The sequence below is a fragment of the Novosphingobium sp. BL-S-19 genome (genome assembly GCF_055521675.1).
On the sequence record NZ_CM145498.1, the window covers coordinates 3,447,501 to 3,461,859 of the forward strand.

At 65.1% G+C, this 14,359-nt stretch carries 18 protein-coding genes (1 of these 18 running past the window's edge); 7 read left to right on the forward strand and 11 right to left on the reverse strand.

The genetic code is table 11. The features are described 5' to 3' along the window. The 5 genes in view from ACZ1JV_RS24470 to ACZ1JV_RS24490 are tightly spaced (at most 58 nt apart) and all read left to right on the forward strand, a layout consistent with a single transcriptional unit that may run on beyond the window. A protein-coding gene (locus tag ACZ1JV_RS24470; RefSeq protein WP_465150900.1) for a glycosyltransferase crosses the window boundary here: on the forward strand, positions 1-49 show its final stretch. Its footprint begins 953 nt before the window's first position; only the last 49 of its 1,002 coding nucleotides appear in the window; the start codon falls outside the window, past its left edge; its stop codon occupies positions 47-49. Position 50: 1 nt separating this feature from the next. Continuing rightward, a complete protein-coding gene (locus ACZ1JV_RS24475) occupies positions 51-1,601 on the forward strand; it encodes an oligosaccharide flippase family protein (RefSeq protein ID WP_465150901.1) in 1,551 nt (516 codons plus the stop codon). Positions 1,602-1,656: 55 nt separating this feature from the next. Beyond that, the gene (locus ACZ1JV_RS24480) at positions 1,657-2,613 is read left to right on the forward strand and encodes an aspartyl protease family protein (RefSeq protein WP_465150902.1); all 957 of its coding nucleotides are present in this window, start codon (positions 1,657-1,659) and stop codon (positions 2,611-2,613) included. 5 nt (positions 2,614-2,618) lie between these two features. Beyond that, entirely contained in the window at positions 2,619-4,439 is a 1,821-nt protein-coding gene (locus tag ACZ1JV_RS24485) for an ABCB family ABC transporter ATP-binding protein/permease (RefSeq protein ID WP_465150903.1), read from the forward strand. 58 nt (positions 4,440-4,497) lie between these two features. Further along, on the forward strand, positions 4,498-5,064 hold the full coding sequence (locus ACZ1JV_RS24490) for a hypothetical protein (RefSeq protein WP_465150904.1): 567 nt from the start codon (positions 4,498-4,500) through the stop codon (positions 5,062-5,064). Between the two features lie 16 nt (positions 5,065-5,080). On the opposite strand, the gene ACZ1JV_RS24495 is transcribed toward ACZ1JV_RS24490, so the two are convergent. From ACZ1JV_RS24495 to ACZ1JV_RS24525, 7 genes are all read right to left on the reverse strand, one after another. Next, entirely contained in the window at positions 5,081-5,281 is a 201-nt protein-coding gene (locus ACZ1JV_RS24495; protein WP_021235064.1) for a DUF1737 domain-containing protein, read from the reverse strand. Between the two features lie 24 nt (positions 5,282-5,305). Then, positions 5,306-5,803, reverse strand: coding sequence for a phytanoyl-CoA dioxygenase family protein (locus ACZ1JV_RS24500; protein ID WP_465150905.1), 498 nt, complete (start codon positions 5,801-5,803; stop codon positions 5,306-5,308). Between the two features lie 15 nt (positions 5,804-5,818). Beyond that, positions 5,819-6,040, reverse strand: a complete 222-nt coding sequence (locus tag ACZ1JV_RS24505; protein ID WP_465150906.1) for a hypothetical protein — start codon at positions 6,038-6,040, stop codon at positions 5,819-5,821. Further along, positions 6,033-6,434, reverse strand: a complete 402-nt coding sequence (locus ACZ1JV_RS24510) for a GFA family protein (RefSeq protein ID WP_465150907.1) — start codon at positions 6,432-6,434, stop codon at positions 6,033-6,035. The genes ACZ1JV_RS24505 and ACZ1JV_RS24510 overlap by 8 nt, the downstream gene beginning before the upstream one ends. Positions 6,435-6,548: 114 nt before the next feature. Continuing rightward, positions 6,549-7,850, reverse strand: a complete 1,302-nt coding sequence (gene hslU / locus ACZ1JV_RS24515; protein WP_465150908.1) for an ATP-dependent protease ATPase subunit HslU — start codon at positions 7,848-7,850, stop codon at positions 6,549-6,551. A gap of 14 nt (positions 7,851-7,864) precedes the next feature. After that, complete coding sequence (gene hslV / locus ACZ1JV_RS24520) at positions 7,865-8,422, reverse strand: ATP-dependent protease subunit HslV (RefSeq protein ID WP_465150909.1); 558 nt, start codon at positions 8,420-8,422, stop codon at positions 7,865-7,867. Between the two features lie 131 nt (positions 8,423-8,553). Continuing rightward, on the reverse strand, positions 8,554-9,060 hold the full coding sequence (locus tag ACZ1JV_RS24525) for an outer membrane protein assembly factor BamE (RefSeq protein ID WP_465137216.1): 507 nt from the start codon (positions 9,058-9,060) through the stop codon (positions 8,554-8,556). 220 nt (positions 9,061-9,280) lie between these two features. Here ACZ1JV_RS24525 and ACZ1JV_RS24530 point away from each other — a divergent pair, with 220 nt between their 5' ends. Next, on the forward strand, positions 9,281-9,808 hold the full coding sequence (locus tag ACZ1JV_RS24530; RefSeq protein WP_465150910.1) for a ubiquinol-cytochrome C chaperone family protein: 528 nt from the start codon (positions 9,281-9,283) through the stop codon (positions 9,806-9,808). Further along, positions 9,805-10,335, forward strand: coding sequence for a YceD family protein (locus ACZ1JV_RS24535; protein WP_465137214.1), 531 nt, complete (start codon positions 9,805-9,807; stop codon positions 10,333-10,335). The genes ACZ1JV_RS24530 and ACZ1JV_RS24535 overlap by 4 nt, the downstream gene beginning before the upstream one ends. 257 nt (positions 10,336-10,592) lie before the next feature. On the opposite strand, the gene ACZ1JV_RS24540 is transcribed toward ACZ1JV_RS24535, so the two are convergent. From ACZ1JV_RS24540 to pstB, 4 genes are all read right to left on the reverse strand, one after another. Beyond that, a complete protein-coding gene (locus ACZ1JV_RS24540; RefSeq protein WP_465150911.1) occupies positions 10,593-12,005 on the reverse strand; it encodes a voltage-gated chloride channel family protein in 1,413 nt (470 codons plus the stop codon). Between the two features lie 182 nt (positions 12,006-12,187). Next, positions 12,188-12,874: a phosphate regulon transcriptional regulator PhoB gene (gene phoB / locus ACZ1JV_RS24545; protein WP_465137212.1), complete on the reverse strand. Its 687-nt coding sequence runs from the start codon at positions 12,872-12,874 to the stop codon at positions 12,188-12,190. Next, positions 12,871-13,566, reverse strand: coding sequence for a phosphate signaling complex protein PhoU (gene phoU, locus ACZ1JV_RS24550; RefSeq protein ID WP_465137211.1), 696 nt, complete (start codon positions 13,564-13,566; stop codon positions 12,871-12,873). The genes phoB and phoU overlap by 4 nt, the downstream gene beginning before the upstream one ends. Positions 13,567-13,595: 29 nt before the next feature. Beyond that, on the reverse strand, positions 13,596-14,357 hold the full coding sequence (gene pstB, locus ACZ1JV_RS24555; RefSeq protein WP_465137210.1) for a phosphate ABC transporter ATP-binding protein PstB: 762 nt from the start codon (positions 14,355-14,357) through the stop codon (positions 13,596-13,598). Between the last annotated feature and the right edge of the window lie 2 nt (positions 14,358-14,359).

Consider the following 14,359-nt stretch of genomic DNA (forward strand, 5'->3'; position numbering starts at 1 on the left):
GCGCGCGCTGCGGCTTGCCGCGACGCTGACGGCGACCAAGGCGGCCTGAGGTGAGTGAAGCCACTTCTGCCCCTTCGTCCGACGAGAGCGGTCGCGGAAGCGGCAGCGTGAAGTCCGCCGCGCTCTGGGCAGCGGCGAGCCAGTATTCCCAGTTCGCGATGCAATTCGTCACATCGGTGCTGGTCTCCCGCTTCTTCCTGAAGCCGGAGGAAATCGGCCTGTTTTCCGTCGCGCTGGCAACGGCGATGATCCTTTCGGTGATCCAGGACTTCGGGTTGACCCGCTATCTGGGGCGCCATCCGAGTGCAGACGACGAGACGGTTCGCCACTGCACGGTGATCGCGGTGACTTTCTCGTTCCTGTTGGCCGCATTGATTCTGGCGCTCGCCTGGCCGGTCGCCCGCTTTTACGGTGAGCCACGCCTGTTTCCGATCCTGGGTCTGATCGCCGCCTCTTACCTGCTCAATCCGTGGAGCGTGGTGCCGGTGGCGCTGCTATCGCGGCGGCTCGATTTTCGCGGCACGTTTCTGGTCAATGCATCCGGCGCAATCGCCAACAGCAGCTGCGCGCTGATCCTGGCGGCATTGGGGTTTTCCGCGGCATCGCTGGCCTGGGCGATGATCGCGCAATCGGCGGTGCGCGCAGTGGTTGCGCAAGTGTTGCGCCCGGCCCGCCCCGGCCTTGGGCTGAAGCCGGCCCGGCTGCGGGAAATCATCGCATTCGGTTCGGGTAGCGCCCTGCTCTACCTTTCGGGCGGCATCGGTATGCGCACGCCAGACCTGATCGTCGGCCGTCTGCAGGGAATGGCGGCAACCGGCCTGTTCAGCCGCGGCGTGGCCCTGGCATCGCAGCTCCACTACCTCGTCGCCGGGGCCGTAAGCTCCATCTATTACCCAACGTTCGCGCGGCTGCGTGACGAGGGCAAGGAACTGGGCCCCTATTACGAGCGTGTGGTGGCCGCGCACGGCGCTATCGTCTGGCCCGCGATGGCCCTTCTGGCAGTGCTGTCGCAGCCGGTGATCCTGCTGCTCTATGGCCCCGGCTGGTCCGGCGCCGCACCGCTACTGACCTACGTTGCGCTTGCCGAGTGCTGTTTCGTGGCGCTGCCCCTGCATATGGACCTTCCCATCCTGCTGGGCCATTTGCGCCGACTGTTCTGGTTCAACCTGGCGGACACCGCCCTTTCGGTGGGCACGCTGATTGCCGGGGCGGCGATCGGGGTGGAAGCGGCCGCAGCCTCCCGCATCGTCTACGGCATTGGCTGGGTGTGCATCTACGCGGGATGGATGCACCGACTGGTCGGCTTCCGCTGGCGGGCTATGCTACGCACCTATGCGGCAAGCGCAGGCGTTGCCCTGGCAACCGCGCTGCCCGCACTATGGGCCGTGACCTACTGGCGCGATCCGGCGACGCTGGGCTTTGCCGGACTGTCTGCAAGCGCAGCGCTGGGCGGGCTGTGTTGGGGGCTGGCGATCGTCCTGTTTCGCCACCCTGCACGCGCCGATCTGGCCGGCATGGCGCTTCATCTCATCCATCCGGTCATGTCCAGAATTCCCGCGTTGCGACGCGGGCAAAACGTGGTGCGTTCGCCCGATTCGTGATAATCTGTCGGCCTGACAATATCCGACGGAGGTGAAGCTCCGCGGGGAGGATGACATGATTGGCGGCGCCCTTGCGCTGATGCTCGTCGCTGCGACGCCCGCAGCGTCGGGCACAGCCCCCGTGACTATCCCCGACGAGAGCGATCCCGCCGGGCAAACGCTGAAAACCGGCACCGATCCCGATGAGCGGATGACGGTGGCTGTAGCCGTACAGGGGCAAGGGCCTTATCACTTCCTGATCGATACAGGATCGCAGCAAACCGTCGTTTCCAGCGCGCTGGCCGGCAGCCTTGGCCTGCCGCTGGGCCCTGAGGTAACGGTGATCGGCATGGCCGGAGCCAGCAACGTATCCACCGCGCGCGTCGATACCTTGGCCATCGGCCAGCGCTCGTTCCGCGACCTGACGGTACCGCTGCTGGAGGCGGAGCACATCGGCGCCGACGGCATCGTGGGAACGGATAGCCTTCAAGGCCAACGCGTCACGCTCGATTTCGAGCGGAGCACCATCGCGATCAATCCGGTCGAGGAAGTGTCGGACAACAAGGGCTACGAAATCGTCGTGCGGGCGCGGCGGCGATTGGGGCGGCTGATCATGACCGATGCGGTAGTCGACGGCATTCGCGCCAGCGTCGTCATCGACACCGGCGCCAGCAGCGCGGTAGGCAACCTTGCCTTGCAAAATGCCATGCGCAAGCATCTGGCCGGCACCGTCAAGCTTGCCAGCGTGACCGGGGACATGCTCTCCGCCGAGCTGGCCGTGGCGCAGAAGCTGAAGATCGGCGAACTGGGGGTGACCAACATCGTCATCGCCTTCGCCGATTCTCCCGCCTTCCGCGAACTGGGGCTGGACAAGCGCCCGGCGCTGTTCCTCGGCATGCGTGAACTGCGCATTTTCAGGCGGATCGCCATCGACTTTTCATCCCGCAAGGTCCTGTTCGACATTCCGCGGAACAGCGGACAACCCGCGAACGGGATCAGAAAGATTGCCTCCAGCGAACCGCGCACTAAATAGCGCGGATGCCACCAGACACCGCCGTAAACTCCCCCGCAGCCCGCCATGACGGCTGGCGCACCCTCCTTCGCTTCATGCCCTATCTGTGGCCGAGGGAGAATCCGGCACTGCGCTGGCGGATCGTCTGGGCCTGCCTGTTCATCCTGCTGTCCACCGCGACCCAGCTTGCCCTGCCCTATCTGATGAAATGGGCGGTCGACCTGATGGGCGCCACGGGCCCGAAATTGCTGCAACTGGCGATGTTGACGGTGCTCGGCTATTCCGCCGGCCGCCTGTTGCAGACGCTCTTCGACAATGTCCGCAACATCGTGTTCGAGCGCGTGGGGCAAGATGCGACCCGCGAACTGGCGGAAAGCGTCTTCGGCCAGTTGCACAATCTGTCGCTGCGCTTCCACCTTGCCCGCCGCACTGGCGAAGTGACCAAGACGATCGAGCGCGGCACCAAGAGCATCGACACAATGCTCTACTTCATGCTGTTCAACATCGCCCCCACCGTGCTGCAGCTGGTTGCCGTCGCGGTGATCTTCTACGTGAACTTCGGCCCCGGCCTCGTCGTCGCCACCGCCATCTCCATCGCCGCCTATATCTGGGTGACGCGGGCGATCACCGAGTGGCGCACCAAGCTGCGCGAGCAGATGAACCGGCTCGACGGGCAGGCGTTAGCGCGCGCGGTGGATTCGCTGCTCAATTACGAGACGGTGAAGTACTTCTCGGCCGAGCATCGCGAAAAGGCGCGCTATGCCCAGGCCACCCGCGCCTATGCGGATGCGGCGGTGAAGAGCGAAAATTCGCTGGGCCTGCTGAACATCGCGCAAGGGCTGGTGGTGAACCTGCTGATGGCGGGTGCGCTCGGCTATACGGTGTGGGGCTGGTACAAGGGGCAGTACACGGCGGGCCAGTTGGTCTTCGTGCAGACTTACCTGACCCAGTTGTTCCGCCCGCTCGACATGCTGGGCATGGTCTATCGCACGATCCGGCAGGGCCTGATCGACATGGCAGAAATGTTCCGCCTGCTGGACGAGCCGCAGGAAGTTTCGGACAAGCCCGGTGCCCCGGCACTGGTAATCCGCCACCCGTCGGTGGTGTTCGACAACGTCGTGTTCGGCTACGAGCCGGACCGCGGCATCCTGAAGGGCCTGTCGTTCGAAGTGCCGGCCGGGCAGAACTTCGCCATCGTCGGCCCCTCGGGCGCGGGCAAGTCCACCATCGCGCGGCTGCTGTTCCGCTTTTACGATCCGCAGCAGGGCCGCATCCTGATCGACGGGCAGGATATCGCCGAAGTTTCACAGACCTCGCTGCGCGCCGCCATCGGCATCGTTCCGCAGGATTCGGTACTGTTCAACGACACCATCGGTTACAACATCGCCTATGGCCGCGACGGTGCGACGCAGGAAGAGGTGGAGACCGCCGCGCGCGGGGCCGCCCTGCTCGGCCTGATCGACCGGCTGCCGCAAGGCTACGCCACCGAAGTGGGCGAGCGCGGCCTGAAGCTTTCGGGCGGCGAGAAACAGCGCGTGGCGATTGCCCGCACTTTGGTGAAGAACCCGCCAATCCTGCTGCTGGACGAGGCGACCTCCGCACTCGACACCCGCACCGAACAGGACATTCTGGCGACGCTCCACCGGGTTTCGGAAAACCGCACAAGCCTTTCCATCGCGCACCGCCTTTCGACGATTGCCGATGCCGACCGGATCCTTGTGCTGAACGAAGGGCGACTGGCCGAAAGCGGCACCCACGCGCAACTGCTTCGGCTCGACGGCCTCTACGCCGAAATGTGGGCGCGCCAGGCAGCCGAAGCGGAAGCGATGACCGAGGCGGCCGAGTGAGCGAAAGAGCGAATTGATTTAATTCGCTTTTGCGTACGAGCTGATTTAGCCCGAGGGGATGGCCGTCAAGGAAGCCCCCTTCCGCCCCGCCCGCTTCACCATCGAAGGCGGCGTTCGCCAGCCGGAAATCCGCATACCGGCGCGGAAATTCTGGTTCGGCCTGGTTTTCCTGTGCTTCTGGCTAACGCTATGGACGGCGGGCGGCGTGGCCGCAGTCTCCACACTCTTCCTTTGGCCGCAGATGTTTCTGGCCGTTTGGCTCGTCTTCTGGGCCATTGGCTGGGTCTTCGCGGCGAGCACGATCCTCTGGCAGTTTACCGGCTCCGAAGTGATCCGCGTGGAGTCAGGCCAATTGATCCATGGCTGGCGCATGTTGGGTTTCAGCCGCGAGCGTGCGTACTCGCTGGCGAAAGTACATCACATGCGCATCAACGGCTCGGTGCCCTTCGCCTTCAACTTCAGCGGTGGCTGGGGCGGCCCGTTCATGACGCGGCGCATGGGCTGCATGTCGTTCGATTACGGCGCCTCGACGATCCGCATGGGGCAAGGCATCGACGATGCCGAGGGCCGGCTGATCATCGAACGGCTTGCGCCGCTGCTGCCCGAAGGCGCGGTGGACCGCTGATCCACCGCACGCACTATCACTTCACGACATCAGCCTCATGCCAGACCACGGCCTGCGCCGCCTTCATGCAGTTTTCCGCCGTATCCCACGACAGCGACGGCGAACCATAGAGCCGCCAGCCCTGCGCCAGCGCCTCGGACACGCGCTCGCAGAATGCGCGGTCATCCGCTCCGGTGAGCAGGCGGTAGATCGGACGGTCTTCGGGGGTCTGGTACATTGGCAACCTCGCGATTTCGAATGTTCAGATGCCTAGCCAGTCCAGTGGCGCTGGCAAGTCCCCGGCGGCATAATCGACCTGAAGCACCCGCCGTCTGCGGCCTCCCGATCCAGTTTTGACCGGTGACCCGGATTCGGCCCGGGCCGCGTTCGAGGCATGGAGGATCGGCGTGCGATAGCACCAGACATCGCCCGCCCGGGCAAGGCAGGCATGGACCGGCAGGCCCGCGACCACGGCCTCAACCTCACCCACCGCAATGCGCCCCAGCCGGTGCGAGCCCTGCGCGATCAACAAGGGCGCATTGTCCTCGTCCACCGGATCGAGATGGATGCGCACCGTCACCATCTCCTCGATCACCGCAAAGGGTGGCTCGACATGCCGGATACCCTGCTTGACCGACCATGGACCAAAGCCCGCTACTTCGGCCCGTTCGCGCACGGCGATCGTCCGGTCCTGATGCCAGCCGAGCGACCAATCCGCCCGTTCGTTCTTGTCGAACAGCACGGCGCGTACCGGCCGCACATCGCGGCCCTTCGCTTAGGCCGCCATCGCGCCGATGGCTCCTTCCGAAGCCAGCATTCGCGCCAGATCGGGATCGCCGGATATGCGAATGCCGGCATGACCATCGGGCCATTTCGCCAGAATGGACGCAAGATCGCCGAGGATCGCAGTCGCCAGTCCCGGATGGAGGCAGGCCCCATCGCGATCGAGGTCCAGCATGGACGCGTCGGCCGTTATGGCCGCGGCAAGATCACCCACCCGGGTAGCGTTCGAATTCCGGTACGTGGGTCGTGTCCTTCATCCACGACACCCGCTCGGCCACCTGGATATGCGCGCCGGGCGGCAGCGCTTCGGGATCGTCGAGCGTCGCGATCTGGATATCGACGATGCCCGGCAGATATTCCGCGTTGGTGTACCAGAGCCCTGTCCCGCACCGCGGGCAGAAGTGGCGCATGGCGGATCCGCTGGAATTGAACACCGCGGCATCGCCCTGAAGCACTTCGAACTCGGCATGGTTGAACGCGCCCCAGGCCACCACCGGCGCGCCCGCGGATTTGCGACAGTCCGCGCAATGACAGAACGCGGCGTGGAGCGGCTCACCCTCGACGCGGTAACGCACGTCGCCGCACTGGCAACCACCTTCTAGCTTCATGACGATTCTCCTTGTCGTCACCGAATCTAGCCGATTAAAAAGAACATTCAAGGAACAAAAGGGCGCGAGGCCGAAGCCTCGCGCCCTTTTCGCTTCCTGCCCGAAGGCCGTGAATTACAGGATGTACTTCGACAGATCGGCGTTTCCGGCCAGCCCCGCCAGCTTTTCGCGCACGTACGACTGGTCGATCGAAACCGTCTCGCCCTTCCGGTCCTCCGCCTCGAAGCTGAGTTCCTCCAGCAGCTTTTCCATCACCGTCTGCAGGCGGCGGGCACCGATGTTCTCGACGCTTTCGTTCACTTGCGCGGCGATCTTGGCGATTTCCTTCACGGCATCGGCCGTGACGTCCACCGCCACTTCCTCGGTCGCGAGCAGCGCCTTGTACTGGGCCACCAAATTCGCCCGCGTTTCCGAGAGGATGCGCACGAAGTCTTCCTCCGTCAGTGCCTTCAGTTCGACGCGGATCGGCAGACGGCCCTGCAGTTCGGGCAGCATGTCGCTGGGCTTGGCGACGTGGAACGCACCGCTGGCGATGAAGAGCACGTGATCGGTCTTCATCGGGCCATACTTGGTGGCAACCGTGGTACCCTCGATCAGCGGCAGCAAGTCACGCTGCACGCCTTCACGGCTGACCGAGCCGCCGCGTACGTCCGAAACGGCGATCTTGTCGATCTCGTCCAGGAAGACGATGCCGTTAGTCTCGGCATTGGCCAGCGCGGTGCGGGCGACATCGTCCTGGTCCATGCGCTTTTCCGACTCTTCGTCGACCAGCTTGTCCCAGGCGTCGGGCACTTTCATCTTGCGGCGTGTCAGCTTGGGCCCGCCGAACGCCTTGCCCATGATGTCCGACAAGTTGATCATGCCGACCGAGCCGCCCATGCCCGGGATCTCCATCGGGGCCGAGGGCGTATCCTCGACCTCGATCTCCACCTCGGTCTCGTTCATCGCGTTTTCAGTGATGCGCTGGTGGAACGAGGCGCGGGTCGCCTCCGAAGCGCCTTCGCCGACAAGCGCGTTGAGCAGGCGCTCCATCGCCGCCTTGCTGGCCGCCTCACGCACCGATTCGCGGCGGCGGTCTTTCTCCAGACGGATCGCCTCTTCCACCAGATCGCGCGCGATCTGCTCCACGTCGCGGCCGACATAGCCGACTTCGGTGAACTTGGTGGCTTCCACCTTCACGAAGGGCGCATCGGCCAGCTTGGCGAGGCGGCGGCTGATCTCGGTCTTGCCGCAGCCCGTGGGCCCGATCATCAGGATGTTCTTGGGCGTCACTTCATCACGCAAGTCGAGCGACAGCTTCTGGCGGCGCCAGCGGTTGCGCAGGGCGACCGCGACGGCCTTCTTGGCTTCGGTCTGCCCGATGATGTGCTCGTCGAGCGCGCGGACGATGGCCTTGGGGGTCAGGTTGTCTTTCATGATGTCCCGCAAATTCAGATGGTCTCGACCGTGACGCGGTCGTTGGTGAAGACGCAGATGTCGGCGGCGACGGCCATGGCGCGCCGGGCGATCCGCTCGGCATCTTCCTCGTACTCGTCGAGCGCGCGGGCCGCGGCCAGCGCGTAATTGCCGCCCGAACCGATCGCGGTGATGCCGCCTTCCGGCTCCAGCACGTCGCCATTGCCGGTGAGCACCAGCAACGTCTCCGCATCGGCGACGATCATCAGCGCCTCAAGGTTGCGCAAGTACTTGTCGGTCCGCCAGTCCTTGGCGAGTTCGACCGCCGCGCGCATCAGCTGGCCGCGATGCTGCTCCAGCTTGCGCTCAAGGCGTTCGAACAAAGTGAAAGCATCGGCGGTGGCGCCGGCGAAGCCCGCGATCACCTTTCCGTCACCGATCCGGCGCACCTTGCGCGCGTTGGGCTTCATGACGGTATTGCCCATGGAAACCTGGCCGTCGCCGGCGATGACGGTCTTGCCGCCCTTCTTCACACCGATGATGGTGGTTCCGTGCCACTGGATCAGGCCGTGGCTCGCCCCGCTATTGTCCATGCCGCGGATATATGACCGCTGGCTTGCGGTTCAAGCGCTGGAACCGCGCAAGCCCATGCATCGAACGAAAATGCCCGCGAAATCGACCTGGCGACTTCGCGGGCACTTCGAATCGATCGAGACGTGTTCTATCAGCTGCCGTTCGGCCCAGGGCCGCTGGGCTGCTGGCCGGTGCCCATGCCGGCGGCGCCGACCTGGCCGATATTGCCGAACAGATCTTCCAGCAGACCGCGATGGCGGCCCAGCGTCGGCGTCGTATCGCCTTCGGGGCGGATGCGCGCCACGTCCTGCGTGCCGGCCTTGTCCACCGCGACGACGTTGCCGGCCGGATCGAAGCGCACGCGCAGGATCTGCTGCGTTGCCGTGCGCGGACGGCCGAAGGGCGGCGTCTTCACCAGCTGCGAGACGTAGTAGTAATCCTTTTCGCCAAACTGGCTGACGAACGTGGGACGACCGAGCGTTTTTTCCACAGACTGGCGATTGTCCACGCCGGGCGAAACCGAATCGAGCAGCGTCTGGTCGACCAGATAGCCGCGGTGATCGCGGATCGAGGTGCAGCCCCCCGTCAGCGCAGCCAGCGCCAGAACAACAGCCGCCGCCTTAGCTTTTTGGCGAGAGCCATGACCAGAACCGCGCATTTTCCCACTCCAATTCACGGGGCTGGTCCGCTCCGGCCATTGCCTGCCGGTGCCAGAGCCATATATCGACCCAAATAACGGTACCGAGCCTTAGGGCCCAGCGGCTTGTCGCGCAATGGGCGTTGGGGCAGCTTGATTGAATTGCCCCTGAACGAAACCGGCGCGCCGAATATCGGACGAATGCCGGACGGGGGGCAGCAGAGGAAAGGCCCGAAGCGAAGTGACCCTGCTCTCCCGCCTGATCGGCAGACAACCGGATACGAACCAAGCCCGCCGCGATGCCGTGCGCCCGCTGTGGCACCGCGTGGTGGAGATCGCCCGCGAAAAGCCCTGGTATGCACAGTATGGCATTGCCGACACCGTCGCCGGCCGTTTCGACACCATAACGCTGGTCATGGCGCTGGTCGTTCTGCGCATGGAGCGTGACGACGCGCTGATCGATCCCGCCGCGCGGCTGACCGAACTGTTCGTGGACGATATGGATGGCCAGCTGCGCCAGTCCGGCATCGGCGATCTGGTGGTCGGCAAGCATATGGGCAAGCTGATGAGCGCGCTGGGCGGCCGCATCGGCGCACTTCGTGAGGCCCTCACCGCCGATGACGCCGCCCTCGCCGCCGTGCTGGCCCGCAACGTGACGCTGCGCGAAGGCGCGGATCCGGCCGCGCTGGTCGAGCCGGTGAAAGCTTTGGCCGCTGAGGTCGATGCGCTTGCGGCGGAGGACCTTCTGGCGGCAAGGATCGCACGATGAGCGAATCAACCGACTACACCCCCGAATTTTCCCGCCGCGTCGATATCCGACAGGTGGAAAGCAAACCTGCCCATGTCGAGGCGAACGAGGCCGAGCGCGCCGCGCTGGCCAAACGCTTCGGCCTTGTGCGGATAGACAGCCTCTCCGCCGACCTCGACCTTGTCCGCAAGGACCGCAAGGTGGAGGCGAAAGGCACGATCAAGGCGGAGTTCATCCAGTCCTGCGCGGTTTCGGCCGAAGACCTGCCGGTTTCCGTGAACGAAGCGCTGCTGTTCCGCTTCGTACCCGAACCCGAAAACCACGTGGCGGGCGAGGAGCTGGAACTGACTGCCGACGAACTGGACGAGATCGAGTACACCGGCACCCACATCGATCTGGGCGAGGCCGTGGCGCAGAGCCTGGCACTGGCCATCGATCCCTTCCTGACCGGCCCCGACGCCGACAATGCCCGCAAGGCCGCCGGAATCGGTACGCCGGAAGACAACGGCCCCTTCGCGGCACTGAAGGGCCTGAAGACCGGCGAGTAATTCGCCCACCGGATCATGCGCCGAACCACAAGGTGACACTTCGTGTTGACACAGTTGACACGGTCCAGAGGGAAAAGTGTCACCTTGCCCCCAAACGCCCGAAAAACCGTCACCTTGTGATTAGCGACACCGGCGCTCGGGCCGGTTGCCGGACTGGCACCGCGGGCGCGCGATAAGCGGAAATCGGCCGATCTGGACATCCGCAGAGATTAACCCTGCCTATCAAGTGTAGGAAAACCGATTATGCCGGGGGCGGCTCAGCCTCCGGCCCGAGACGGTTTTGCGAAGCGGTTCGGACGGGCCGAGCGGACATCGCGTAATGTCAGGGCGTTCCGCACAACCGACTGTTGGCCGAAGGACCGCTTCGGCACGGCGATCCGCTGCGACAGGTAGATGCCGTTATGGCCCGAGCAGAGGTAGGCCACGAAGCAGGCCACCGCGATCGGCACGGCGTGGGTCGCCCCGAACAGTTCGATCCCCATGATCGTGCAGGCCAGCGGCACATTGGCCGCGCCGGCGAATACCGCCACGAAGCCCAGCCCGGCGAACAGGTCGACCGGCGCGCCCAAGACCCCGGCCAGCGCATTGCCCAGCGCCGCGCCGATGAAGAACAGCGGTGTCACTTCCCCGCCCTTGAAGCCCGTGCTCAGGGTGACGACGGTGAACAGCATCTTCAGCGCCCAGCTCCACGAATCGATGTGGGGGCCGAAGAAGCCGCCGATGGTCGGATCGCCGGGAATCGCGGACCAGACACCAAGGCCGAGATAGGCGCGCGTGCCGCAAAGGTAGACGAGCGCGATCACCGCCACGCCGCCCAGCGCCGCCCGCACGGGTGCAAAGGGCACCACGCGCTTCAGGAACCCGCCCAGCGCGTGATTGGCCTCCGCAAAAGTCAGCCCGGCCAGACCGAAGACGACGCCGGCGATCGCCGCCTTCGCCAGCAGCAGCGGCGTAGTCGAAAGCTGGTCCGCCACGGCGGCGGCATAGGCGATGTGGTAGGGGGTGTGATGAATGCCCCAGGCGTGGCAGGTCCAGTCCCCGATCAGCGCGGCGACCAGACAGGGCAGCAGCCCCGCATAGTCGATCCGGCCGATCGCCAGCACTTCCAGCGCGAACACGGCGCCGGCCAGTGGCGTTCCGAACACCGCGCCGAAACCGGCCGCGACGCCGGCCTTCAGCAGGATGCTGACGCCGGGCGCGTCCAGCCGGAACGCCCTGGCGATCGCACTGGCAAGGCTGCCGCCCAGTTGCACCGCCGTCCCCTCGCGCCCCGCCGATCCGCCCAGCAGATGGGTGACGATCGTGCCCAGGAACACCAGCGGCGCCATGCGCAGCGGCACGCCGCCGCCGGGCTCGTGTATCTGTTCGACGATCAGGTTGTTGCCCGCTTCCACCGGGCGGCCGACAGCATGATAGAGCCCGGCCACCGCCGCGCCGCCCAGCGGCAGCAGGAACAGCAGCCAGGGATGCGCGAAGCGAAGCTGCGTCGCCGCGTCGAGGCTCCACAGGAAAGCGGCGCAGAGCGTACCCACGACCACGGCCATCAGCGCCAGCATCAAAGCCCAGCCCAAGATCGGCCATCCCGGTACAGGCAGGCCGTGATCGGCTCGGCGGTAAGCAAGCGCCGAAAGCTTCAGTTCTGCGAAAAGAGCACGGAAAGTAGCACGCACGATTCCTCCTTGCTGCCTTGCGGCGCCAGTCAGGAATCATCGTCCCTTGCTAGGGCGGTTCGGCCCGGAGCGCATCGCCCCTGAAAAGCCCGGCAGAAATCCATTACCGTGCAGCCGCCTATAAGGATGGCGGCCTGATCGTCAACGCCTCGTTGCCCGACGGGCAACGAGGCGCAATGCCTTCAGGTCACGTCCATCGCATAACCCGCCGCGCGCACGGTGCGGATCGGGTCTGTGTCGTTGGCGCGGTTGATCGCCTTGCGCAGGCGGCGGATGTGAACGTCCACGGTGCGCTCGTCGATATCCGAATCCATACCCCAGACGCCGTCGAGGATCTGCTGGCGCGAAACCACGCGGTTCGGGCGTTCCATGAAGTAGCGCAGCAGGCGGAATTCGGTGGGCCCAAGGTGCAGCGCCTCGCCGCCGCGACGCACGCGGTGGCTGGTGACGTCGAGCTCGATATCGCCCCACTGCAGCACGTTGCCCGCCAGCGACGGGCGCGCGCGGCGCAGCAGCGCTTCGACGCGGGCCATGAGTTCGCGCGGCGAGAACGGCTTGGTGACGTAATCGTCCGCACCGGTCTTAAAGCCGCGGATCATGTCCTCCTCCTCGCCGCGCGCGGTGAGCATGAGGATCGGGATCTGCGCGGTTTCCTTGTCCTTGCGCAGTTGGCGGCAAACCTCGATGCCAGGCACATGCTCGATCATCCAGTCGAGGATGATGGCATCGGGCGCCTGTTCCTGCACCATCAGCAGCGCTTCCTCGCCATCCCCGGTGCTGCGCACCTGATAGCCTTCGGCGCTGAGATTCCAGGTCAGCAGTTCGCAGAGAGCGCGGTCGTCCTCGACGACCAGAACGGAAGGGTTCACGGCAGGCCTCGCGTGTCGTTGGTCTGGCTGTCGCGTTCGGCATGGTATTCGCCGGTGGCGGCGTAATAGACCATTTCCGCGACATTGGTGGCGTGATCGCCAATGCGTTCGAGGTTGCGGGCGATGAAGAGCAACTGGGCGGCGCTGGTGATCGTCGCCGGGTTCTCCATCATGTGCGTGAGCAGCGAGCGGAACAGCGTATTGTAGAACTGGTCCAGCTTCTCATCGCGGCGGATCACTTCCTGCGCCAGCGCGGCATCGCGCGAGCCGTAAGCGTTCAGCACGTCGCGCACCATGCCCTCGGCAATCTCGGCCATCATCGGCACGAGTTCCAGCGGCTCGATCTTGCCCCGGCTCTCCATCGCGTTGACGCGCTTGGCGATGTTCTTGGCATAGTCGCCGATGCGTTCGATCACGCCGGAGATCTTCAGCGCGGCGATCACGTCGCGCAGATCGTCCGCCATCGGCGCACGCAGCGCGATGGTGCGAACCGCAAGACGGTCCACTTCGGCTTCCAGCGCATCGAGGCGGGCGTCGGCGGCGACGACTTGCGCGGCCAGATCCTCGTCATGCTGGGTCAGCGCGACGATGGCGTCGCGGATCGCGACTTCGGCAAGGCCGCCCATTTCGGCAACAAGCCCGCGAAGCTGCCCGATCTCGCTGTCGAAGGCCTTTACGGTGTGGTCAACCATGGCTCTTGTCCTGTTCCCTGTCTTCGCCGTCAGCCGTAGCGACCGGTGATGTAGTCCTTGGTCTTCTCTTCACGCGGGGTGGTGAAGATCTGGCTCGTGTCCCCGTATTCCACCAGGTTGCCGAGGTGGAAGAACGCCGTGCGCTGCGACACGCGCGCCGCCTGCTGCATCGAGTGGGTGACGATGACGATGGCGTACGTGTCCTTCAGCTCGTCGATCAGTTCCTCGATACGCGCGGTGGCGATCGGGTCGAGCGCGGAGCACGGCTCGTCCATCAGGATCACTTCGGGGCTGACGGCGATGGCGCGGGCGATGCACAGGCGCTGCTGCTGGCCGCCCGAAAGCGCGGTGCCGGGTTCGTGCAGGCGGTCCTTCACTTCATCCCACAAACCGGCCTTGGTCAGCGAGCTTTCGATGATCCCGTCCATGTCCGCCTTGGCCGGCGCCAGACCGTGGATGCGCGGGCCATAGGCCACGTTCTCGTAGATCGACTTCGGGAACGGGTTCGGCTTCTGGAACACCATGCCCACGCGGGCGCGCAGGGCCACGGGATCCATGTCCGGCGCGTAGATGTTCTCGCCATCCAGCAGGATCTCGCCGGTGACGCGGGCATCGGCGATGGTGTCGTTCATGCGGTTCAAGGACCGCAGGAACGTGGACTTGCCGCAGCCCGACGGACCGATGAAGGCGGTGACGATGCCGTTGTCGATCTCGATCGACACACCGTTGATGGCCTTCTTCGCGCCGTAGAAGACGTCGACATTGCGGGCGATAAGTTTGGCTTCAGTCATGG